We start from the raw sequence: 22,331 nt of genomic DNA, 5'->3' as shown, positions 1-22,331 counted from the left end.
CCATGCCGAACACCACAAACAAGCCGTTGCGCTACCGCCAGATCCATCTCGACTTCCATACGTCGGAACATATTCCCGGCATCGGCGTCGACTTCGATCCGGATATTTTCGTTTCAACGCTGAAGGCGGCGCATGTCGACTCGATCACGATCTTCGCCAAGTGCCATCACGGCTGGTCCTACTATCCGACCAAGGTCGGCAAGCCGCATCCGCGGCTGGCCCGCCCGGACCTCCTCGGCGACATGGTGAAGGCGCTGTCGGCGGCCGATATCGAAAGCCCGATTTATATATCGGTACAGTGGGACGAACTGACGGCGCGCGAACATACCGAATGGCGCGCCATGACCGCGTCGAACCAATACCATCACGACCGTCCGGACGACCCTTCGGCGGGCAAGCAGCTCAGCCCGGCGTGGCATACGCTCTGCCTCAACCATGCCGGCCTACGGAAATACATTCTCGACCAGGCGCGCGAAGTCGCGCAAAGCTATCCCACGCAGGGTCTGTTCTTCGATATCATCCTCACGCCGGATTGTGTCTGCCCGGCTTGCATCGAGCGCATGCAGTGCGAGGGTCTCGATCCAGAGAATCCGGCGGACCGGCTGAAGAACGACGAGGCCGTCAACGAACAATTCCGCCGCGAAACGAGCGAGGCGCTGTTCAAGGAGTTCCCCAATCTCCGCGTCTTCTACAATTGCGGACATATCCACAAGCAGGGCCCGAAGCGCTTTTCCACCTATTCTCATCTCGAGCTCGAAAGCCTGCCGACCGGCGGTTGGGGTTACGATCACTTCCCGTCCAGCGCGCGCTACGCGGCAACGCTCGGCATGGATTTCCTGGCTCATACAGGCAAGTTCCACACCTCGTGGGGCGAGTTCGGCGGTTTCAAGCACCCTGATGCGCTGGAATATGAATGTGCTCAAATGATCGCGCTCGGATCGAAGTGCCTGGTCGGCGACCAGTTGCATCCGAACGGCGCCATCAACCCGGATACTTACGCTTCGATCGCGCCGGCTTATCGACGCGTTGAAAAGCTGGAGCCGTTTCTGGATGGCGCGAAGCAGGTCTCCGAGATCGCTATATTGTCCGCCGAGCACATGAACCCCAAGGGCGCGCGCAATCATCCGAGCGACGATGGCGCGGCACAGATGCTGCAGGAACTGAAGCGGCCCTTCGACGTGCTCGACAGTTCCGCTCGTTTCGAGGAATACCGACTGCTGATCCTGCCGGACGAAATCCCGGTCGATGCTGCCCTTGCGTCGCGGCTGAACGCCTATCTCGCCAGTGGCGGCAGGATCATCGCCTCCTGGCATTCGGGCATCGGGGATGATGGGGCCTTTGCTGTCGATTTCGGCATCGAGCGGCAGCCAACGCCGATCGCGTTCAAACCGAGCTATGTGAAGGCAGGCAAGGACCTTGATCCGTCCATGCCAGAAACGGCTTTCGTTTTCTACGATGAAGCCGAAACCGTCCGCGCGGTCGGCGCAACGGTGCTGGCCGGTATTTACCCCTCCTACTTCAACCGGTCTTACAAACATTTCTGCTCGCACCAGCATGCTCCGGACGATCCAGCCGCTGATATGCTTGGCGCTGCCGTGACCGAGCATGGGGGCATCGCTTATATCGCCTATCCGATCTTTCGGCTTTACCGGGCCATTGGCCAGCCGCTCTATAAATATGTTGTTCGCGGGCTTCTCGATCGTCTCGTTCCCGATCCGGCGATGGTTACCGATCTTCCCTCATCCGGCCGGGCAACGCTCACCCGGCAGATTGGGCACAATCGCCACATCCTGCATCTTCTTTACGGACCGCCGCAGATCCGCGGCAAGGATGTTCGTGGCGATGACGGCTCGAGGCGGGTGATGGAAATGATCGAGGACATCCCGGCGATCGGCCCGGTTAACGCCAGCGTGCGGTTGCCGGCGAAGCCGAAGCGGGTTTTCGATGCCATGACCGGGGAGGATCTGGCCTGGGAAGCCGGCGCAGACGGCGCCATTAGCATCACAGTGCCGCGACTGCATATCCACAGCGCCGTGGTGTTCGAGGGCGTCTGATGCAGGTTGAGGTAGGGGAACCGTCGGACATTGCTCTTGCCGCCCGCAACGCTGGTGGGCGGCAGAGCGCTGGGCTATACGACGGAAAAGCGCTTCCCCTGGCGCTATTTCCCCTCAATGAGTGCAGGAGCCCGCTCGACATGCGACAGACGGACCAGACGGCCGGAAAGAGACGCGGAGCCACGATTATCGACGTTGCCAGGGTGGCGGACGTCGCTGTCGGCACCGTGTCCCGTTACCTCAACGGCCAGACGATCCGCCGGTCGAACCGCGAACAGATCGAGCGCGCAATCCAGGATCTGGGCTACCGGCGCAATGCCGCAGCGGCCTCGATCCGTACCGACCTTACCCATATGATCGGCTTCCTGGTGCCGACCTTCGACGAATTCCATGCCCGGATGTTGGAATATCTGGCCAATTCCGTGCGTCAGACCGGACGAGCGCTCTTGACCTACTGTCATGGCGGCGATCCGCGCGTTGTTGCTGAAGCGCTGGACTTTTTCGCCGCGCAGCGCGTCGATGCGCTGATCATGGATGGTACGGCCGAAGTCTATGACCGGGTGGACGACCTGATTGAACATGACGTGCCGATCATCTTCTACAATAACGACGTGCGTGGGCTCGCGGCGGACCGGGTGATGGTCGAAAACCACCGCGCCAGCTACCGCCTAATCAGCCATTTGATCGATCTCGGCCATACGCGCATCGGCATGCTGACGGGTGACCCGCGCAATTCCTCGGGCATCGAACGCCTGGCCGGATACGAGCAGGCGCTGCGCGACCGGGGCATCGTGATGGATGCTTCCCTGGTAGTGCGCGGCAACTGGCGCATGGATGGCGGTTATGAGGCGACCAAGCGACTGATGTCGCTGGAAAGCCCACCCACAGCTATCTTCTCCGCCAATTACGGCATGGCGGTCGGGGCGCTCAGTTGGCTGAAGGAGAACGGCCGTCACGTGCCCGACGATATCTCGCTGGCGAGCTTCGACGATGTAGCGATCTTCCGGCTCTACGAAGCTGGCATTACCGCGGTCGCGCAGCCGGTCGCCGGCATTGCGGAAAAGATCACGGACATTCTCGTGGAGCGCCTGACGGAATCCTCGAGCGGCGCGACGCGCAGCATCGTTCTCGAATGCGACATCATCCTGCGAGGCTCGACGCGACGGATCACCTGACGCGCTCTGCTTGCCAAGCGGTCAAAGGGAGGAAATTTTGGCCAGCGTAGAATTGCAGAATATCGACAAAACCTATGGGAGCTTTGAGGCGATCGGCAATCTCAATCTGAGCGTTGACGATGGCTCGTTCACCGTGTTCGTCGGCCCTTCCGGCTGTGGAAAATCGACGCTGCTGCGGATGATCGCCGGCCTCGAAAAGATCACGGCAGGCGACCTCAAGATCGACGGGCGGCGCATGAACGAAGCCGATCCGATCGAGCGCGGCGTGGCCATGGTTTTCCAGAACTACGCGCTCTATCCGCATATGACCGTCGAGCAGAATATCGGCTTCTCGCTGCGCATGGCGGGCCTTGGCAAGGCCGAAATCCAGCGCAGCGTTGCTGTTGCGGCGGCAACGCTGCAGATTGAACCGCTGATGAAGCGCAAGCCGGCGCAACTCTCCGGTGGTCAGCGTCAGCGTGTCGCCATCGGCCGGGCGATCGTGCGCAATCCCGCCGTGTTCCTGTTCGACGAGCCGCTGTCAAACCTCGACGCTGAACTCAGAGTGTCCATGCGTGTCGAGATCGCGAAACTGCACCGGCGCATCGGCGCAACGATGATCTATGTCACACATGACCAGACGGAAGCGATGACGCTGGCCGACAAGATCGTCGTCATGCGAGCAGGCAAGATCGAGCAGACAGGGACACCGGATACGCTCTATGCCGACCCCGACAACCTCTTCGTCGCCGGTTTCATCGGCTCCCCGCGCATGAATTTCCTGGATGGCACGCTGGACCCCAATGGCGTTGTCAGGCTCGATTGCGGCGCTGTCTTCAAGACGGGTCTTTTGCAGGGCGAAGGCGACATCCCGATCAAGGCCGGCATTCGGCCCGAGCACTTCACCGGACGTGACGATGCTGGCGGCGCAATCGACCTCAAGGTCGACGTGGTGGAAAATCTCGGCGGCACCCGTTTCATCTATGGCACGCTGAGTTCCGGGCAGGCCGTCATCATCGAGGACCGCTCCGAGACCATCCGCCGCCCGGGGGAAATCGTCACTGCCGGCTTCCCCGCACGAAGGGCCCTGCTCTTCGGTGGGGACGGTGAGCGCATCCGCGGGACGCGCCCGGCAAACACTCTTCCGGCGGAGTAGCCATGACCGCTCATCTTCTGTGGTACGATACGCCCGCACAGCTATGGACGGACGCGCTGCCGCTCGGCAACGGCCGGCTCGGAGCCATGGTCTTCGGCGATCCCCTGCGCGAACACCTGCAGATAAACGAATCCACCTTCTGGGCTGGCGGTCCCTATCAGCCCGTCAATCCAGACGCTTTTGGTCATCTGGGAACCGTGCGGCAGCTGATTTTCGACGGCAACTATGCGGACGCCGAGGCGCTGGCCGAGAAGCATCTGATGGCACGGCCGATCAAGGAGATGTCCTACCAGCCGATCGGCGATCTCCGCCTCGAATTCAAGCGCGCCGAGCGCGTCTCCGGGTATCGGCGCGCGCTCGATCTCGATACCGCCATCGCTACCTCGTCCTACACTGCCGACGGCACCACCTACCTGCGCGAAGCCTTCGTGTCGCCAGTCGATGGTGTGCTCGTCCTGCGCCTCTCCGCTGACCGGAAACGCGCGATAAGCTGCCGGATCTCCATCGACAGTCCACAGCAGGGAGAGATGCGCATAGGAGAGGGATCTCAGCTGAGCTTTTCGGGAAAGGGCAAAGCAGAATCCGGCATTGCCGCCGCTCTCCGGTTCGCCTTTGGCATCCGGCTTATCAACAGCGGTGGAACGGTGAACGCTTCGGGGGGAGCCCTGTCGGTAGAAGGCGCTGACGAGGTTCTGGTCCTTCTCGATGCGGCGACGAGCTTCAGGCGCTACGACGACGTGTTGGGACATCCCGAGCGCGATATCGTCGATAGGCTCGAAAGAGCCGCTTCGCGCGACTTCGTATCGTTGCGCGACGACCATATCGAAGAGCATCGGCGGCTGTTTGGCGCATTCGCCATCGATCTCGGATCGACGCCAGCAGCGTCGCTTCCAACCGACCAACGTATCGCTGGATTCGCTGGTGGCGATGATCCGGCGCTGGCGGCGCTGTATGTGCAGTTCGGTCGCTACCTGATGATTGCCTCGTCGCGTCCCGGGACGCAACCGGCCAATCTGCAGGGCATCTGGAATGCGGAAACGGAGCCGCCCTGGGGCAGCAAATACACAGCCAACATCAATCTCCAGATGAACTATTGGCTACCGGCACCGGCCAATCTGCGCGAGTGCCTCGAGCCGCTCGTCGCAATGGCCGAAGAGCTTGCCCAGACCGGCAAGGCGATGGCACATGTACACTATCGCGCCCGCGGCTGGGTCATGCATCACAATACCGATCTCTGGCGCGCAACGGGACCGATCGACGGCGCCAAATGGGGACTCTGGCCAACGGGCGGTATCTGGTTGATGGCGCAGTTGCTGGACGCTTGCGACTACCTTGATGACGCCGACGCGATGCGACGTCGACTGTTTCCGATCGCCCGGGACGCGGCACACTTCCTCTTCGACGTGCTCGTCCCGCTTCCCGGCACGGATTATCTGGTGACGAACCCGTCGCTTTCACCCGAAAACGTCCACCCGTACGGAGCTTCGATTTGCGCCGGTCCGGCGATGGATAGCCAGCTCATCCGCGATTTTTTGGGTCTCCTGCGCCCTCTCGCAGTCTCGATCGGTGAAGAGCCCGATCTTGTCGCCGACATCGATCGTGTGCTGCCGCGCCTTGCGCCCGACAGGATCGGTGCGAATGGCCAGTTGCAGGAATGGCTCGAAGACTGGGACATGCAGGCGCCGGAGATGCATCACCGCCATGTCTCGCATCTCTACGGCCTCTATCCGAGCTGGCAGATCGACATGGACAGAACCCCCGACCTCGCCGCCGCCGCCCGCCGTTCACTGGAGATCCGCGGGGACGACGCGACGGGGTGGGGCATTGGCTGGCGCATCAACCTTTGGGCGCGGCTGCGCGATGGCAACCATGCCCACAACGTACTGAAACTGCTTCTTACGCCGGAACGAAGCTATAAAAACCTGTTCGACGCTCATCCGCCCTTTCAGATCGACGGAAATTTCGGCGGTGCAGCAGGCATCGTAGAGATGCTCGTGCAGTCCCGCCCTGGGGAAATCCATTTACTCCCTGCGTTGCCGACGGCATGGCCTGGCGGCACGATCCGTGGCTTGCGCCTCCGCGGCGGCATGCTGCTCGATCTTGACTGGGAGGATGGCGAACCGCTGACGATTAGGCTCACGGCCTCGCGCAATGTCAGTTCGATCCTTCGCTTCGGCCAAACGCGACGCAAAGTCGATCTCGCCGCTGGCGAAAGTTTTTTCGAGGGCGGAAGCGAGTTGCGCTAAATCCGCGCGGATGACGTGCTGGGCTGAGCTCGTACGGCACACGGTTTGTCCGATCTGGTCGGAGACGGGTTTGCGGCTACACGCCGGACGTCGCCGAGATTGTCGAAGACGGTGCTTGCACTCGAGCGCAAGGACCCGAAGCCTGCAGGCGACGCTATGATCGCGTCACGCAGGCACGCGACAGGCTTTTAAGAAAGACGGCCGAGACCATCGTTTAGCGTCAGAAACACGCTTGCTTGAAGAGTGATCAGAGCAAATCGCGCCGATGATGAGGTCATAGCTTGCGCGGCGCATCGTTCGCGACAATAGGCAATCGGAGGAGCGGCCTCTCGCCCGGCGAGCATGCGGCCAATCAAATTTGTTACCAGAAGTGAAGTCAGCCAGTTTGCAACCTGCATGAGGTTTTACTGAAATGAAAACATACACGCTTCCACAGACCGACCTCAAAGTGTCGAGTATCATTCTCGGAATGATGCGGATCGCCAATATGAGCAATGGCGAAATCCAGCAGTTGGTTGGCAGCGCACGCGATGCCGGCGTCACCTATATCGACCATGCGGACATTTATGGCGGTGCTCCGCATCGCTGCGAGGCTCGTTTCGGCGAGGCGATTTTCCTCACCGCCGCCGAACGCGAGATGCTTGTCATCCAGAGCAAAGTCGGCATCCGCAAGGGATTTTTCGATTTCTCTGCCGAGCACATTTTGGCCTCGGTGGATCAGTCGCTCGCAGCGCTGAAGACCGACTATCTGGACGTGCTTCTGCTGCATCGTCCTGATACGCTTGTCGAACCGGAAGAGGTTGCTGCGGCCTTCGACACGCTCACATCTGCCGGCAAGGTCCGCCATTTCGGTGTTTCAAACCATACACCTGGCCAGGTCGAACTGCTGAAAACCGCGGTCAAGCAACCGCTCATCGTCAATCAGGTACAGCTTAGCATCACGCATGCGCCGCTGATTGCATCGGGCATTGCGGCCAATATGGCCGGGCTCGACCAGGCGATCGACCGCGACAACGGTCTCCTCGATTATTCTCGTATCAACGGGATGATGCTACAGGCCTGGTCGCCTTTCCAGAAGGGCTTCTTCGATGGCGTCTTCCTCGGCGATAGCGAGAATTTCGCAGATCTGAACGGCGCAATCGACGAACTCGCCAAGGCCTACGGTGTAACGCCGACGGGCATCGCGGTTGCGTGGATCATCCGTCATCCGGCAAAAATTCAAGTCGTGCTCGGCACTACGAAGCCGGAACGTGTCGTCGAAGCCGCGGCCGGTTCTTCTATCTCGATGACCCGCGAGGAATGGTATCGCCTCTTCCGAGCTGCGGGACATACTCTACCCTAACCCGCATGCGGGTGGTGGCGTTCGCGAATGTCGCCATCAAGCCGCGTCTTATTACGGTTTTAAAGGACATAGAAACCATCGCGAAGATTTCGAGGAATGTCGTTTAGACCGAACCGAGACCTCGGGGCCGGAAAAGACTCTCCTACCTGACGCTGTTCCCATGCCGCGCCTGTCCATTGGAAATTCGATGGCTCCGCCCATGATTGCGAGTTAAAGCCATAGCAAACATCGCTGGCCAACCGAGGCTTCTTCTCGCAGTTATGACAGTCGAAATTTCAGTGAAAGTCCTGTTTTCCAAAAGAAATTGAAGGCAGGGCGCAATCACACGCTCGAGATTAGACCCCCGTCCACGCGGATCACCGATCCGGTCAGATAGGAGGCGCGGCTGCTTGCCATGAACGAGACAACGTCGGCATATTCCTGCGGTTGGCCGTAGCGCCCGACGGGGATCGAAGCAGTGCTTGCCGCTGAAACCTCTTCGACGGCCTTTCCTTCGCGCTTCGCCTTCTGTTCGTCGAGGAAAGTGATACGCTGCGTGGCGACACGGCCTGGCAAGACGATATTGACGGTCACGCCATCACGACCGACCTCGCCCGCCAACGTTTTCGACCAGCCGAGAAGCGACATGCGCAGCGAATTCGAAAGTCCGAGGTTGGGAATGGGCGCCACGACACCAGACGACGTCGAGGTGATGATGCGGCCCCACTTCTTTTCGCGCATCTTGGGAAGAACGGCATCGCTGATGGCGATGACCGACAGCACCATGCTGTCGAAATATTTACGCCAGCTATCGGCGCTCTGACCGGACACCAGTGTCGGCGGCGGGCCGCCGGTGATGTTGACGAGCACATCAACCGAACCGAGCTGCTTTTCGATGGCAGCGAGATTGGGCTCGATCACCCCGAGCTCGGCAAGGTCCCATTCCAGTGCCATCGCCGAGCCACCGGCCGTGCGAATGTCGGCAACCGTCTTTTCGGCCGCTTCCTTGTTGATGTCGGCAACCGCGATCTGCGCGCCTTCAGCGGCAAGCGTTTTTGCGATCGCCCCGCCAAGCCCCCCGCCGGCCCCCAGCACGAGGGCTATCTTGCCTTTCAATCCCAGATCCATCGTCTGCTTCCTTTCCGTTGTTGTCGATTTTTGTTCAGCACCCGATCAGCCGGCCATCCAGCCACCGTCGACCATCAGGTTGACGCCGGTGATGTAGCTCGCCATCTCGCAGGCGAGGAAAAGGGCGGCCCCCGCGACGTCGCGCGGTTCGCCGAGGCGCGGCCACGGCGTGCGCCGGCGCGAATAGTCGAGCGCGTCGGGATCATTGGCAACACCTGGCTTGCCGGTGATGATCTTCCCCGGCGCGATCGCGTTGCAGAGGATCATATTGGCGGCGTGGTCGACGGCGATCTGTCGGGTCATCTGCACGATCGCCCCCTTGCTGACGCCATAGGGAAAATCACCTGGGCAAGCCAGCATGCCGTGCTGGGAGGAAATATTGATGATCCGCCCTCGTGCCTCGCCCTCAGGCTCCTGCGTCAGGAACTGCTCAGCCGCGCGCTTGCAGCAATAGAAGAAACCGGTGACGTTGACCGACATCACCCGGTCCCATTGTTGCGGAGAGGTTTCGAGAAGATTGGTCGAGGTGTAGATCGCAGCATTGTTGACCATGATGTCGAGCCGACCGAACTCTTTCACCGTTTGCGTGACGAGTGAATCGACATCCGCCCAGTTGGAGATGTCGGTCTTGATGAACAGGCCCGTTCCCCCTGCAGCCATAATGCGGGCAAGCGTGGTATCGCCTCCCTCGATCGGCGCCTCCGAGACATCGGCAATCACAACGATCGCGCCTTCTTCCGCGTAGCGAAGCGCAATCGCACGGCCGAGACCTGAACTGGCGCCGGTAACAATTGCAACTTTTCTATCAAGCAGAGGCATGGGAGTTCCTTCAGGCAACGCTGCGGACAACTTGACCGCGGCAGGGAGCAATGAGCGTTCCGTCTTTGACGATGCACTCGCCGCGCAGGAGGACATCCGTCAGCTTGCCAGCGGTGCGTCTGCCGTGAAACGGCGTGTAGCCTGCACGCGAAAGCTGACCGGCGTCCGTGATCGCGGTGGAACGGGTCATGTCGACAATAAGGATGTCTGCATCGCAACCGACGGCGATCGATCCTTTCGAGAGCCCGAGCCCAAAGCGGCGAGCAGGGTTATAGGAGCACATGCGCACCAGATCCGGAAGTGCGATGAGCTTTTCAGCGACAAGATCCAACATCACCGCAAGCAGCGTCTGGAGGCCCGGCATCCCACCGGGAATGTCGGCAAATGATCCATAGGTCGCCGACTTCTCGGCTCGGCTATGCGGCGCGTGATCCGTGGCCATGATTGTGATCAGTCCTTCCGCGACCGCATCGCGCAGGGCTGCGACATCGTCGTGGCTGCGGAACGGAGGCGATCCCTTGAGTCTGGCGCCGGAGATCTCGTATTCGCCGGAGGTGAAGAACAGGTTCTGCGGCGTCGTTTCGACGGTGACATCCGCCATGCCATGAAGGCGGCGCCAGGTCTCGATTCCAAGCTTCGAATTGACCTGGCGCACATGCACGTGTGCCCCGGTCTCGGCCGCCGCCAACACCGCGCGAGCGATACCCCCGGCTTCGGCGAGCGGCGGTCTGCTTGCCAGAAATGCCTGGATATCGCCACCACGGTCACGTCCGGCGCTGCCCTCGAGGATCGATTGGTCGCCAGGGGAAACGCCGATCACCGGCCCGACGCCTGCCAACCGGCGCAGCATCTCAGTGACAGCATCCAGACTGTCGAAACAGTAGTCGACGGGTACGTCGGCAGTGAACAGTTCAAGAGAAACAGGCGACAAGGCAAGCAGGTCCTCCAGGCTGTCACAGCGCTTCGAAACTACTGCTTGAAAACCGACATCAACACTGATCCGCCCCGCAGCGCTTTCCATCTTATCCGACAATTGCTGCGCGGTTGCCGTCCACGGATCGTCCGTCGGCATGTCGAGGATGGTCGTGACACCGCCAAGCGCTGCGGCATGCGTGCCGCTTTCGAAGTCTTCCTTCTGCGTCAGCCCCGGTTCGCGCAGATGAACGTGGGCGTCGACCAGGCCGGGCAGCAGGAGTTTGCCGCTCGCATCAATGAAGCTGCGCGCCATCGCGGGCTCACCCGGCGCTCGCAGGGCCGCGACGCGTCCGTCGAGAATGCCGATATCCGCCGGGCTTTGACCGGTTGCAGTAACGACCATGCCGCCGGTAATCAGCGTGTCGAACATTCCAACCTCCGCCTCCCTACCACAGACCCGCGAGCCGCGGCTCTTCGTGCGTGACGACCTCGACAAGGGCTGCCTGCCCAGCCTTGACCTTGGCGAGGGCGCGCAGCAATGCGGGGCGTAATTGTGCCGGGTCGCGCACGCACTCCCCGTGGCCGCCGAGCGCCTCGGCGATCGGCGCGTAATTGCCTGTCACCTGATTTGCGCCATACTTCGTGCTGGCAATCGGCATACTTTTCGCATAGCCGCCGAGCACGTTGTTGCGGAGCACGATGGTCAAGACAGGCAGATTGCAGCGCACGGCGGTCTCGAAATCGATGCCGACCATCCCGAAGGCGGACTCGCCCATCAGATTGACGACCGTCGCATCGGGGCGCGCAAGCTTGGCCCCGATCGCAAACCCAAGGCCACTGCCGAGCTGGGTCGTCTTGCCCCAGCCGATATAGCTGCCGGGTGTAGTTGCCACGTAGAACGGGCAGAACTGGTCGCGCGGATTGCCGGCATCATGCGTGACGATCGAAGTCTTCGGATCCATCGCCTGCATGATCTCCCAGACGACGCGATAAGGCGAGATCGGCGTGCTGTCCGACGTCAGCAGCGGCATCCACTTCTCCATGAAGACGGCGCGGATAGCTGCGATTTCTGCTGCCGGCTGCTGACGTTCGCCGAGAGGGAGATAATTGCTGCGGATGAGCGCGATCATCTGTTTCACGACCGAGGCGGCGTCTGCGACCACGCCCTGGGCAACCGCATAGTCCTTGCCGAGATCCGCCTCGTCGAGCGTGACCTGCAGAATGGTTTTATCGTCCGGGACCGGCAGGATGTAGTAGGAGCGCGTTAGGCTGCTGCCGAGCGCGAACACCACATCCGCCCCCTCGAGAAAATGGTCGACGGTCGCGGGCCGAGCGCGTCCGGCCGTTCCGAGAGCAAGCGGATGATCTTCCGGAAAGGCACTCTTGCCGTTCGGCGTCGTCATGACCGGAATGTTCAAGAGTTCGGCAAGCTCAACCAACTCCGGCGTCGCCGATGCTGACAGCACCCCCTGCCCCGCGAGAATGACTGGATTTTTGGCGGCGAGCAGGCTTTCGACCAGATCGACCACCTCACGGTCGCCGGCCTGCGGTACGCTACGGCGTGGTCGACGATGATCGGTCGGCAGAGCATCAAGCCTTTCGGCAAGCAGATCGACCGGCAATTCGAGCAGGACCGGCGCCGGCGGCCCGTTTCTGACACGCGAAATCGCCGCATGCATCAGCTTCGGCAGATCATCGACCTGCGTTGCCGCCTCGCACCATTTGGTAATGTGCCGGAAGTTGCGGCGGGATTCGAAATTCGGGGCGACTGCTTCCGATCCGCGGGGGTAGCCGGTCGGCAGGAACAGCATCGGCACACGGTCGTTGAAAGCCTGCGCAATGCCGGCAAATGCACTTTCGGCACCCGGACCATATTGCACGGTGACAACGGCAAGCTCCTTGCCGGCTGTCGCTCGGGCATAGCCTTCTGCGATGTTGACGGCGACGCGTTGCGTGCGCGCAATCAGCGGCGGAATGTCGAGCGCGGCTGAAGCATCAAAAAGCTCGCTCGCCGGAAAGCCGATGATCTGCTTGACACCTTCCTCCTTCAGGACCCCGGCAATATATTCGGCGCCACTCATCGTCTCTGCACGCAAATGGCCGTCCGTCAGTGCATGCGTGCCGTCAGCCATGATGAGCGATCCAATAACGGGCGATGTCCTCGCGCCGCATGAAGGCGGCGCCGGGGGTCAACTTGACGTGTTCGATAACGTCACGCAGGCCGGAGGCGCGATTGGGCTGGCCCATCCAGCGGGCATGTACGCCGATCGTCAGCATTCGCCCGCCGGTTTCGTCCGCTTCGCCGATCATGTAGTCGATCGCCGATCGGCAATCCTCGACAAAGTCGCGCGGATTGCTATAGCCCGGCGCGATCAGATAGCGGCTGTCGTTCAGCGTTTTCGAATAGGGTACGACGAGAAGCTTCGTACCCTCGTGATCGAGGAAATACGGAAGATCGTCGTTGCAGGGGTCCGAATAATAAAGGAAGCCGCCTTCCCTGACGATCAGATCGCGGGTGTTGACGCTTGGAAAGGAGCGGCAATTCCAGCCGAGCGGCCTTTTGCCAGTCAACTTCTGATAGAGGGCAACGGCTTCGTGGAGTTGCTGCTCCTCTTCATCGCGCGGCATGCCGGAATATTCGCTCCAGCGCAGGCCGTGGCCGAGCAGGTCGTGGCCACGGGCATTCATCCACTCGATGACGGCAGGGTTTTTCTCCAGCGCAACGGCGCAGGCCGAGACCGTTACGGGGATGTCGCAGCGGTCGAGCAGTCGTGCTAAGCGCCAGACGCCGGCGCGGCTGCCATATTCGAAATGTGTTTCGGTGCCGAGGTCGCGCAACGGCGGACTGTTGGGGATATTGTATTCGCCCCAGTTGTCGTTTCGCCCGTCTTCAAGCCAGGAATATTCGGCGCCCTCCTCATAGTTCAGCACAAGGTTGATCGCCAGCTTCACGCCACCTGGCCAGGTGATGACCGGTGGGTTCGGGCCATAGCCGACAAAATCACGCGATTGATCTTTTGCAGCAGCGCTCATCACTTTCCCTCGCTCTGATTTTCGTTTTCGACGATCCAGTCCATGTAGTCGTGGAACGACTGCCTGGCGCTGCGTGGCTGCCAGCCCGTGTCCCGCGCGATACGGGCAATGTCGTAGGCTCCCCACATGCCGTCTTTCAGTGAAATGTCCTGGATGATGTTGGCGGTTTGCGCCGGGCTCACTTCGACCTGCAGAGAAGGTGCGCGCTCCTTCGCCCAGCCGATAATGTCGCCGATGGTCGAGGTCTCGCCACTGCCGATATTGTAGTGCCGGTAACGGAGGCGCTCTGCGAGAAGCAGCGCGATGATCGCATCCGCCACATCCGTCGAGGTGACATAATCGCCGACAGGTTCCAGGCTGTTCGGCCGGACGGTTTCCCCGGCAAGCGCCATATGGGCGACGCGGTTTGGCACATGCCGAAAATTGCGGCTGCCGGTGACCCGATCCATCGGTCCATAGACCGACGCAAGCCGGACGGAGGCTGCCGACAGACCGAAAAGATCGGCGTAGCGGTTGACGACCATCTCAGCTGCAAACTTGGAAATGCCGTACAGCGTCAGCGGTGCAACATAGCCGTCTTCCGGAAGCGGTTCGCCCGTCCAGTCCGGCCCGTGATGACGGTAGACCGATCCCGAACTGACGAAGACGAGGCGTTGGATCCTGGGACGCTTTCTCAGCCATTCGAGAATATGCACCGTGCCCATGAAATTGACATCGACGATCCTGGCCGGGTCTTCGGCTTCGGGCTGGCGCTTTGCCTCGGCGGCACTGCCGCGCGAGATGGGGGTGACGGTGGCGCCATGCACCACGTAGCGGACATCGTGGCTGTCGAGTCTCGCTTCCCATTGAGTGGGCTCGCAGATGTCGGCGGTGACCACCGTCAGCCGATCACGGACCGGCGCAAAATAGCGCTCCGCCACCGCATCCAGGCCGGCGCAATCGAGAATGACGACGCGCGCATTGGCATCGCGTTCGAGCCATTCCCGCGCAAGGACGCTCATGACGAAGCCGGTTCCGCCGGTGACAAGAAGGGTCATATCAAATTCATCCAAAAGATCTTCAACGCAGGTATCAGCGGGTAACGTAGCCGCCGTCGGCCAGGAGGTCGGTTCCGGTGACGAACGATGCATCCGACGACAAGAGGAAGGCGGCGGCGGCGGCTATTTCCTCCGGCTGCCCGATGCGTCCGAGCAAATGCGCGGGCCCCAACCCGGCATTGGCCGCCTCGAGGTCCGGCCACCGCTGCAGCAATCTCGGCGTCGCCACGGCACCAGGCGACAGGCTGTTGACGCGGATACCATCGCCGGCGTGATCGACCGCCATGGCCCTGGCGAGATGCACGAGCCCGGCCTTTGCCGCGCAATAGGCGACGGCCTTGGCGGTCGCCACATGCGCGAACTGCGATGCGATGAAGACGACGGATCCGCCGCCACCTTCGATCATCGCCGGAAGCGCATGCTTGCCGACTAGAAAGGCACCCGTCAGGATGACATCAATTTCCAGTCGCCATTGCTTTTCAGCAAGATCGATGACCGTGCCGTCCATCGAAGGTGCCGCGGCATTGTGCACAAGACCGTCGAGTCGACCGAAATGTCTGGTACCGGTACCTACCGCGCGACCGACGGAAATATTGTCGGTGACATCGCACTGGATGCCGAAAGCACGGGGGCCAAGGGATTGCGCGAGCGCCAAGACGCCCTCCGGCGATTGATCCGCACAGATCACCGAAGCGCTTTCATCGATGCAGCGGCGCGCAATTGCCGCGCCGATACCGCTCGCAGCGCCCGTCAGAAAGACCACCTTGCCGTCAAGACGTGACATCGGTGCGGTCATGATGCGAGGACCTTCGAAAGACCTTGCTGCGGTGGGAATGGTCGCTGTCGGGCAATGAACTGGCCGCGCCCGGGCTCGGCCATGATTCTTCCGTTGTCCCAGACGATATCGCCCCGCGAGATCGTCATGATGGGCCAGCCCTTGACGACCTGTCCTTCATAAGGCGTGTAGTCAGTCGCGTGATGCAGGAGCGAATTGGTGATCGTCATGCTGCGATCCGGATCCCAGATCGCGATATCGGCGTCTGCGCCTACGGCAATCCTGCCCTTGCGCGGATGAAGACCGAACAGCCGGGCCGGGGCGCCGGCGGTCAGGTCAGCGAATTTCTGCAGCGAGATCAGGCCGCCGTTCACGCCAGCAGAAAAGAGCAAGGCGAGCCGTGTCTCGATACCGGGAATACCGTTAGGAATACGGTGGAACGGTGTCCCCGGCCCGCCCGCTATCTTATCCGCATAGTGCCACGGCGAATGATCCGAAGAAAAAACCTCCAGCGTTCCGTCCAGGATACCGGCCCAGATTGCAGGCTGGTTCGACTTGTCGCGCGGCGGCGGCGTGCAGACGCATTTGGAGCCAGAGAGATCATGGGTGTCGATGTCCTCAGCCGAAAGAAAGAGATATTGCGGGCAGGTTTCGGCGTAGATCGGAAGCCCGCGCGCCTTGGCGCGGCGGATCTCCTCGACGGCGCCGCCCGCAGCGACGTGGCTGACGAGGATCGGCGTCTCGATCAGTTCTGAAAGGCTGATCGCCCGGAAGGTCGCTTCACGGTCGCCGATCGCTGAATGCGCTTTTTCATGGTAGCGCAATTCGGTCTTGCGCGCGGCAATGAATTTTTCGGTCAACCAGCGAATGCAGGCATCGTTTTCCGCGTGAACCATGACCATCGCGCCTTGAGCACGCGCAAGGTCGAGCACATTCAACACCTCATAATCGTCGAGCTTCAGCCCGTCATAGGTGAGGTAGATCTTGATCGAGGTGCAGCCTTCCGCGATCAGCTGGGGAATTTCGTTGCCCAACACTTCGGCTGATGGATCGCCGACGATCAGGTGAAAACCATAGTCGATACGCGCTTTCGAACGGGCGCGCTCGTGATAATCCTCGACGATATCGCGTAGCGACTGGCCACGCATCTGCATGGCGAAAGGCACAACCGTTGTCGTGCCGCCGCACATCGCCGACAGCGTGCCGGTGTTGAAATCGTCCGCTGTCGCCTTCCCTTCCCAGGGCTGCTGATCCATGTGGCAATGGCTATCGACGCCGCCGGGCAGCACGATACGCCCCTCGGCCACGACTTCATGTTTCCCCTCGGGCAGATCCGGTCCGAGCGCCGCAATCGCGCCGTCTCGAACGCCGATATCGATCTGCCTGGTCTCATCCGGCAACACCACACGGCCACGACGGATCACGAGGTCATAAGGCTTGGCGGGCATCATTCGCTTCCTCCCGAGACGAGGCAATGTTTGGTGGCGCCGATCGGACGGCGCAGCAGATTGAAGCAGGCAGCGACAGCAACCAGGAACGCGCCGCTCCCGAGCAGAAGGAAGAGTGCCTGCGGTGCAAACAGCTCCATCAGCTGGGCGGCGAGCCCAGGTGTCGTGATGTTGCCGATCGAATAAAGGAGCAGCAGGCTACCCGATGCCGAGACCATATGGCGGCTATCGAGCTGTGAGTTAGCGTAAGCGATACCGACCGGATAAATCGTCAGCGCAATTGCGCCATAGGCGAAAAACAGACCGTAGAGAAGCGTCTGCGGATAGCTTCCAGGCCAGGCGATTGCTCCGCACAGTCCTGCTCCCGCCAATCCCTGAACGAGAAGTAGAACGCGCCGGTCCATACGATCCGACAACCATCCGACCGGCGCCTGAGCGAGCATGCCGCCCAGGCTGAAAGCGGTTACCAGTGTCACCGCCACCGCCGCGTCGAGGTGCACCCGCTCCGCATAGATCGGCGTCATCGTATAGACATTCATATTCGTCATGCCCGCTTGAAAGACGCAGACGACAGCCACCGGTGCGAGAGCGACGAGCCGCCAGATGCCATAGCGATGCCCGGAGTGGGCGTTGCCGGCCTCGACCGCTACTGCCAGCGGCAGGCGCAATGTGGGCCAGGGTCCACCGATAAAGCGGGCGTAGATCAGTCCAAGAAGGATGACGCCGAGCACGATCTGAAAGAGATGGGGAGAGTCCGCTCCGGCCGCTTCGACAAGCAATTGCGCAAACAGGGTCGCCAGCGACGTCATCAGCATATAGAGCGAGAAATAAGCTCCGCGGTTCTTCTGGCCAGCGTAAAGATTGATCCAGCTTTCGGACAGGACGAACAGCGTCGCGATGGAAAAGCCGTTTATCAGGCGCAGGCAGAACCAGACCGGCGCGGCTTGCGTCAGCATGTAGCCGCAGGCGCCAACACCGGCGAACAATGCGACGGCCAGGAAAGAGCGCTCATGTCCCAAGCGGACGACCATGAAGCGGGCTGACAGGCATCCGGCAAGGAAGCCTATGGGAAACGCCGTCAGCAATAACTGGACAATGTGGGGATCGATTGCAGGGTCACTGAGGTGCAGAGAAACTGTGGTCGTCAGAAGAGAATTGCCAGTCGCGACGATGCAGATGCTCGCCATGACATGCAGGATTGCACGAAGGCCTGCGGCTTTCCGCCAGAAGTCACCAATCCGATCGGGATCGCGCATCATTATGCCTTTTCGGCAAAAGCAAGGACGGAAGGCCGGGCGGCCAGATCTGCCTGATCAATGTGGCAGAGAATCTCGTGCGTATCGGACATCTTGCGCAGTGGGGGCGGAGCGGTGTCGCAGATGCTGCCGAGCTTGCGGTGGCACCGCGTCGCAAAACGGCAGCCGGCGGGTACGTTGACCGCGCTCGGTGTTTCGCCGGACAGGCGAATACGCTCGCGCGGCGCTTCATCCGGATGCGGGCTGCGGATCGCTGAGAGAAGTGCTTCGGTATAGGGATGTGCGCCCTCGCCGAAGACTTCCTCGACGGTCCCCTGCTCCATGACCTTACCGAGATACATGACCACAACCTTGTCTGCCACGTGGCGAACCAACGCCAGGTCATGGCTGATGAACAGCATCGTGGCATGCTTTTCCCGTTGAATATCGAGAAGCAGCGTCACGACCGCGGCCTGCACCGAGACGTCGAGGGCCGAGACCGGTTCGTCGGCGACGATGAGCGACGGTTCCGCCGCAAAGGCGCGTGCGATGGCAATGCGTTGTTTCTGGCCCCCGGAGAGCTGGTTTGGTTTTCGGTCTGCAACGGCCGGAGACAATCGCACCATTTCCAGAAGCTCGCGAACACGCTGTTCGATCTCCGCCTTTCCCTTGCGGATGCCGAACTTCTTGATCGAACGGCGGATGGAGAAAGCGGCGGAATGCGAAGGGTTGAGCGTGCTGTCAGGGTTCTGAAAGATCATCTGAACCTGCTGCAACAGTTCCCGCGGACGCTCGCTCGCCTGCAATTCGGCAATATTTTCACCAGCCATGCGTATTTCGCCCGAGGTCGCCTTGTCGAGACCCGTCACGATGCGCGCCAGCGTGGATTTTCCGCAGCCGGACTCGCCGACCAGCGCCACGATCTCGGCTGTTGCCGCTTCGAAACTGATCGCTTCGTTTGCCTTGACGGTCTTCTGGCGGCCGACGGGATAGAGACGGTTCACATCGGACAGCGTTATCGCCGTCGATCTTGCAGTCATCTTTGTCTCGACCGGAGCAACCGTCGCTTCTACTGCCGAAATTTCGGGCCAGCGGACGCAGCGCACCAGATGCTCTTCCGCCGCCGGCTCCAGCGCAAGGTCCGGACGGTCGCAGAGGCCGGAGACAAAACTCGAACAGCGCGGCCCGAAAAGACAGCCCTGCGGCCTTTCCTGCGGCAGCGGGATCGAGCCCGGAATGGCAGCGAGCGTGCGGCTGCGCTTATCGCCGGTAAAGTCGGGAATGCAATCGATAAGGCCGCGCGTATACGGATGTTTCGGCCGGCGGAATACTTCTGATGTCGCTCCCTCTTCTACCATCTCGCCGGAATACATGATGCCGAGACGATCGCAGCTCTCTGCGATCAGGCCGAGATTATGCGAGATGAACAGCAGGCTGGTCGAATAGCGTTGGCGCAATTCGGCGATCAGATCGATGACGGCAGCTTCGACCGTCACATCGAGGCCGGTTGTCGGTTCATCGAGCAGCAACAGCGACGGTTTGGCAAGCAGTGCCATGGCGATGACCACGCGCTGCTGCTGGCCACCGGAAAGCTGATGCGGATACCGCTTCATCATGTCGCCGGGGTCCGGCAGGCGGACGTCGGCAAGCATCGCTTCCGCCATGGCAATGGCATCTTTTTTGCTTGCGCCCATGTGAAGCAGGGGGACTTCGGCAAGCTGCGCACCGATCGTCTTCACCGGATTGAGCGCACTCATCGGATCCTGGTAGACCATCGCGATCTGCCGCCCGCGGATGGAGCGCAGATCCTTGGCCGAAGCACCGACCAGTTGCTTGCCGTTGAAGCGGATGCTGCCGCCGGCAATCACCCCGGTATTTCCGAGATAGCCCATGATCGCCATGGCCGTCGTGCTCTTGCCACAGCCCGATTCCCCTACAAGGCCGTAGCTTTCGCCCGGCATGACCTTAAACGAGAGGTCGGGGATCGCGACGACCGTTTCGCTTTTGCCACAAAACTCGACGCGAAGGCTGGCGATGTCGATAACGGGTTCACAATCGATCGACGGCGTGATGGACATGGCCGCTCCTTGAAGACTGGACGCGATGATGTTCATGATTTCCATGCCTCCCGAATGCCGTCGGCGAGCAGGTTGAAGCCGAGGACCAGGCTGACGAGCGCGGCAGACGGGATCAGCGACATGTGTGGCCAGACATTCAGTACAGTGACACTTTCCTTGACCATGCCACCCCAGTCCGGGTTCGGTGGCGGCAGACCGAGGCCGAGGAAACCGAGGATGCCGATGGTGATGATCGTGTAGCCGATGCGCAGGCAGGCATCGACGATCAGCAGGCTGCGGCAGTTCGGCAGCAGTTCTACGATCATGATGTAGAGCGTGCTTTCAGCACGCAGCTTTGCTGCCGCGACATACTCCTGCTGCTTCAGACCCAGCACCAGGCCGCGCGTTATGCGACCGATACCCGGCGCCGAGGCGATCATCGTCGCAATGACGATGTTGAGGACCGACGGTCCGATATTGGCGATCAGGATGACGTAGATAACGAGAACCGGAAATGCCAGTATGATGTCCGAGACGCGGCTGATCAGCACGTCGATCCAGCCCCCATAGTAGCCTGCAATCATCCCCATCGTGATGCCGACGATCATTGCGACCGCCACCGACAGCGGCGCAACGGAGAGCACTGTGCGGGCGCCGAAGATCAACCGTGACAGCATATCACGACCGAGAATATCGGTCCCCAGCCAGTGGGCAGCGGAAGGATAGGGGTTGCTCATCGCCATGACATCGGAATCCGTCGGCGACGGTAGCGGCAGGACGGGCGCAAGAAGGGCTGCAAGTACCCAGAAGAGAACAAGGCAAAACCCGACGACGGCCGTGCGCGAATGAAAGATGCGCATCCAGTTGGGCCTTGCAGCACGCTTTGGCGGTGCGGTGACCACTCCGGTGATATTGTCTTGAACAGCCATGATTTACCTCAGCCGGATGCGTGGATCGAGCAGCATGTAGCCGAGGTCGCCAAGCAGCTGCGTGACAACGGCGATGGCAACCGTGATCAATGTTGCGGCCTCGAGCGTTGCGATATCGCCGAACAGGCTTGCGTCAAGGATCAGGCGGCCGAAGCCCGGATAGGCAAAGACGAGCTCGGTGACGACGACGCCGCTGATCAGGAAGTTGATTTGCAGCAGGAGCACGGTGAACGGTGCGATCATCGCATTCCGCAACGCGTGCCCTAGGACCATGCGGCGCGTGCTCATGCCCTTGAGGATTGCGGTGCGGATATAGGGCCGCTCCATGACTCCGATCATCGAGACGCGGATCATGCGGGCGACATAGCCGAAGTCATAGATGACCAGCACCGCGACGGGCAGGACGAACTGATAGGGCACTGCCCAGCCGCCATCGCTGTTGAGCGGGCTCGTGCCTGGCAGGATCGGCCAGAGGATCACGAAGAGCGTCACCAGGAAGACGCCTGACGCGAACTCCGGAATGGAGGTAAAAGTGATACAGATGATCGAAAGCGTCCGGTCCAGCACCCCGCCCTCTTTCAGCCCCGACAGGATGCCGAAAGTGATCGACAGCGGCACGATCAGCAGGAACGCCAGCCCGGCGAGGATGGAGGTATTGCCGAGACGATCCCAGATGACGTCGTTGACGGGTAGCTTGTTCAGGGTGGAATATCCGAAGTTGCCGAAATACTGGGCGCCACGCGGGTCCTTGAAGTTCAGCCCGGTGGCCGGATCCTGAAGCGGATCGGGGATTGCGCCGACGAGCACACCCAGCCAGCGACCGTAGCGCACCAGCAGTGGATCATTGGCCTTCAGTTTCTGCGACAGCAGGTCCACCTGCTGCTGGGTAGCGAAAGGACCGAGCGACTTGCGCGCCACGCTGCCGGGAGTGAACTCGCAGACGGCGAAGACGAGAAACGAGGCACAGAGCATCGTCACGACCATCATCGCCAAGCGCTTGAGGAGGAAATTCGCCATAGCCGGA

17 protein-coding genes are annotated in these 22,331 nt (G+C 61.0%); 5 read left to right on the top strand and 12 right to left on the bottom strand.

Features of this window, described 5'->3' with window-relative positions; translation table 11 throughout:
• Positions 1-2 precede the first annotated feature (2 nt).
• From OIU37_RS22625 to OIU37_RS22605, 5 genes are all read left to right on the top strand, one after another.
• Positions 3-2,054 carry a beta-galactosidase trimerization domain-containing protein gene (locus tag OIU37_RS22625; protein WP_264258692.1) on the top strand — a complete coding sequence of 684 codons (2,052 nt, stop codon included), beginning with the start codon at positions 3-5 and terminating at the stop codon, positions 2,052-2,054.
• A 140-nt stretch (positions 2,055-2,194) separates the two neighbouring features.
• A complete protein-coding gene (locus tag OIU37_RS22620; protein ID WP_264258691.1) occupies positions 2,195-3,229 on the top strand; it encodes a LacI family DNA-binding transcriptional regulator in 1,035 nt (344 codons plus the stop codon).
• Between the two features lie 37 nt (positions 3,230-3,266).
• Positions 3,267-4,364 (top strand): ABC transporter ATP-binding protein, encoded by a 1,098-nt coding sequence (locus tag OIU37_RS22615; RefSeq protein WP_168312012.1) that lies wholly within the window; start codon positions 3,267-3,269, stop codon positions 4,362-4,364.
• Positions 4,365-4,366: 2 nt separating this feature from the next.
• Positions 4,367-6,610 carry a glycoside hydrolase family 95 protein gene (locus tag OIU37_RS22610; RefSeq protein WP_264258690.1) on the top strand — a complete coding sequence of 748 codons (2,244 nt, stop codon included), beginning with the start codon at positions 4,367-4,369 and terminating at the stop codon, positions 6,608-6,610.
• A 412-nt stretch (positions 6,611-7,022) separates the two neighbouring features.
• Positions 7,023-7,952, top strand: a complete 930-nt coding sequence (locus OIU37_RS22605; protein ID WP_264258689.1) for an aldo/keto reductase family oxidoreductase — start codon at positions 7,023-7,025, stop codon at positions 7,950-7,952.
• 321 nt (positions 7,953-8,273) lie between these two features.
• On the opposite strand, the gene OIU37_RS22600 is transcribed toward OIU37_RS22605, so the two are convergent.
• From OIU37_RS22600 to OIU37_RS22545, 12 genes are read right to left on the bottom strand one after another with little or no spacing between them, the layout of a single operon-like run.
• Complete coding sequence (locus OIU37_RS22600; protein WP_182208105.1) at positions 8,274-9,059, bottom strand: SDR family oxidoreductase; 786 nt, start codon at positions 9,057-9,059, stop codon at positions 8,274-8,276.
• A 45-nt stretch (positions 9,060-9,104) separates the two neighbouring features.
• The gene (locus tag OIU37_RS22595) at positions 9,105-9,878 is read right to left on the bottom strand and encodes an SDR family NAD(P)-dependent oxidoreductase (protein ID WP_182208104.1); all 774 of its coding nucleotides are present in this window, start codon (positions 9,876-9,878) and stop codon (positions 9,105-9,107) included.
• A 10-nt stretch (positions 9,879-9,888) separates the two neighbouring features.
• On the bottom strand, positions 9,889-11,223 hold the full coding sequence (locus OIU37_RS22590; protein ID WP_182208103.1) for a dihydroorotase family protein: 1,335 nt from the start codon (positions 11,221-11,223) through the stop codon (positions 9,889-9,891).
• A gap of 16 nt (positions 11,224-11,239) precedes the next feature.
• Positions 11,240-12,925: a thiamine pyrophosphate-requiring protein gene (locus OIU37_RS22585; protein ID WP_171377228.1), complete on the bottom strand. Its 1,686-nt coding sequence runs from the start codon at positions 12,923-12,925 to the stop codon at positions 11,240-11,242.
• Complete coding sequence (locus OIU37_RS22580) at positions 12,918-13,826, bottom strand: allantoinase PuuE (RefSeq protein ID WP_168316416.1); 909 nt, start codon at positions 13,824-13,826, stop codon at positions 12,918-12,920. The genes OIU37_RS22585 and OIU37_RS22580 overlap by 8 nt, the downstream gene beginning before the upstream one ends.
• A complete protein-coding gene (locus OIU37_RS22575) occupies positions 13,826-14,863 on the bottom strand; it encodes an NAD(P)-dependent oxidoreductase (protein ID WP_264258688.1) in 1,038 nt (345 codons plus the stop codon). The genes OIU37_RS22580 and OIU37_RS22575 overlap by 1 nt, the downstream gene beginning before the upstream one ends.
• Before the next feature lie 34 nt (positions 14,864-14,897).
• The gene (locus OIU37_RS22570; RefSeq protein ID WP_264258687.1) at positions 14,898-15,659 is read right to left on the bottom strand and encodes an SDR family NAD(P)-dependent oxidoreductase; all 762 of its coding nucleotides are present in this window, start codon (positions 15,657-15,659) and stop codon (positions 14,898-14,900) included.
• Positions 15,656-17,089 carry a dihydropyrimidinase gene (gene hydA, locus OIU37_RS22565; protein WP_264258686.1) on the bottom strand — a complete coding sequence of 478 codons (1,434 nt, stop codon included), beginning with the start codon at positions 17,087-17,089 and terminating at the stop codon, positions 15,656-15,658. The genes OIU37_RS22570 and hydA overlap by 4 nt, the downstream gene beginning before the upstream one ends.
• Entirely contained in the window at positions 17,086-18,345 is a 1,260-nt protein-coding gene (locus tag OIU37_RS22560; protein WP_264258685.1) for an MFS transporter, read from the bottom strand. The genes hydA and OIU37_RS22560 overlap by 4 nt, the downstream gene beginning before the upstream one ends.
• Positions 18,345-20,435: a dipeptide ABC transporter ATP-binding protein gene (locus tag OIU37_RS22555; RefSeq protein ID WP_372353424.1), complete on the bottom strand. Its 2,091-nt coding sequence runs from the start codon at positions 20,433-20,435 to the stop codon at positions 18,345-18,347. The genes OIU37_RS22560 and OIU37_RS22555 overlap by 1 nt, the downstream gene beginning before the upstream one ends.
• Positions 20,432-21,307: an ABC transporter permease gene (locus tag OIU37_RS22550; protein ID WP_264258683.1), complete on the bottom strand. Its 876-nt coding sequence runs from the start codon at positions 21,305-21,307 to the stop codon at positions 20,432-20,434. Before OIU37_RS22550 ends, OIU37_RS22555 begins: the two co-directional genes overlap by 4 nt.
• Before the next feature lie 3 nt (positions 21,308-21,310).
• Positions 21,311-22,324, bottom strand: a complete 1,014-nt coding sequence (locus OIU37_RS22545) for an ABC transporter permease (protein WP_264258682.1) — start codon at positions 22,322-22,324, stop codon at positions 21,311-21,313.
• Between the last annotated feature and the right edge of the window lie 7 nt (positions 22,325-22,331).

The sequence above is a fragment of the Rhizobium sp. BT-226 genome, assembly GCF_025847085.2.
Classification (GTDB): Bacteria; Pseudomonadota; Alphaproteobacteria; order Rhizobiales; family Rhizobiaceae; genus Rhizobium; species Rhizobium sophorae.
The sequence above is the reverse complement of the archived record's forward strand: the minus strand, read 5'-3'. Positions and strand labels throughout refer to the sequence as shown.

Bases quoted from the DNA above. Each gene is read 5' to 3' on its own strand.
- OIU37_RS22625 (WP_264258692.1), top strand. From the start codon at position 3: ATGCCGAACACCACAAACAAGCCGTTGCGCTACCGCCAGATCCATCTC.
- OIU37_RS22620 (WP_264258691.1), top strand. From the start codon at position 2,195: ATGCGACAGACGGACCAGACGGCCGGAAAGAGACGCGGAGCCACGATT.
- OIU37_RS22610 (WP_264258690.1), top strand. From the start codon at position 4,367: ATGACCGCTCATCTTCTGTGGTACGATACGCCCGCACAGCTATGGACG.
- OIU37_RS22605 (WP_264258689.1), top strand. From the start codon at position 7,023: ATGAAAACATACACGCTTCCACAGACCGACCTCAAAGTGTCGAGTATC.
- OIU37_RS22600 (WP_182208105.1), bottom strand. From the start codon at position 9,059: ATGGATCTGGGATTGAAAGGCAAGATAGCCCTCGTGCTGGGGGCCGGC.
- OIU37_RS22595 (WP_182208104.1), bottom strand. From the start codon at position 9,878: ATGCCTCTGCTTGATAGAAAAGTTGCAATTGTTACCGGCGCCAGTTCA.
- OIU37_RS22590 (WP_182208103.1), bottom strand. From the start codon at position 11,223: ATGTTCGACACGCTGATTACCGGCGGCATGGTCGTTACTGCAACCGGT.
- OIU37_RS22585 (WP_171377228.1), bottom strand. From the start codon at position 12,925: ATGGCTGACGGCACGCATGCACTGACGGACGGCCATTTGCGTGCAGAG.
- OIU37_RS22580 (WP_168316416.1), bottom strand. From the start codon at position 13,826: ATGAGCGCTGCTGCAAAAGATCAATCGCGTGATTTTGTCGGCTATGGC.
- OIU37_RS22575 (WP_264258688.1), bottom strand. From the start codon at position 14,863: ATGACCCTTCTTGTCACCGGCGGAACCGGCTTCGTCATGAGCGTCCTT.
- OIU37_RS22570 (WP_264258687.1), bottom strand. From the start codon at position 15,659: ATGACCGCACCGATGTCACGTCTTGACGGCAAGGTGGTCTTTCTGACG.
- hydA (WP_264258686.1), bottom strand. From the start codon at position 17,089: ATGATGCCCGCCAAGCCTTATGACCTCGTGATCCGTCGTGGCCGTGTG.
- OIU37_RS22560 (WP_264258685.1), bottom strand. From the start codon at position 18,345: ATGATGCGCGATCCCGATCGGATTGGTGACTTCTGGCGGAAAGCCGCA.
- OIU37_RS22555 (WP_372353424.1), bottom strand. From the start codon at position 20,435: ATGAACATCATCGCGTCCAGTCTTCAAGGAGCGGCCATGTCCATCACG.
- OIU37_RS22550 (WP_264258683.1), bottom strand. From the start codon at position 21,307: ATGGCTGTTCAAGACAATATCACCGGAGTGGTCACCGCACCGCCAAAG.
- OIU37_RS22545 (WP_264258682.1), bottom strand. From the start codon at position 22,324: ATGGCGAATTTCCTCCTCAAGCGCTTGGCGATGATGGTCGTGACGATG.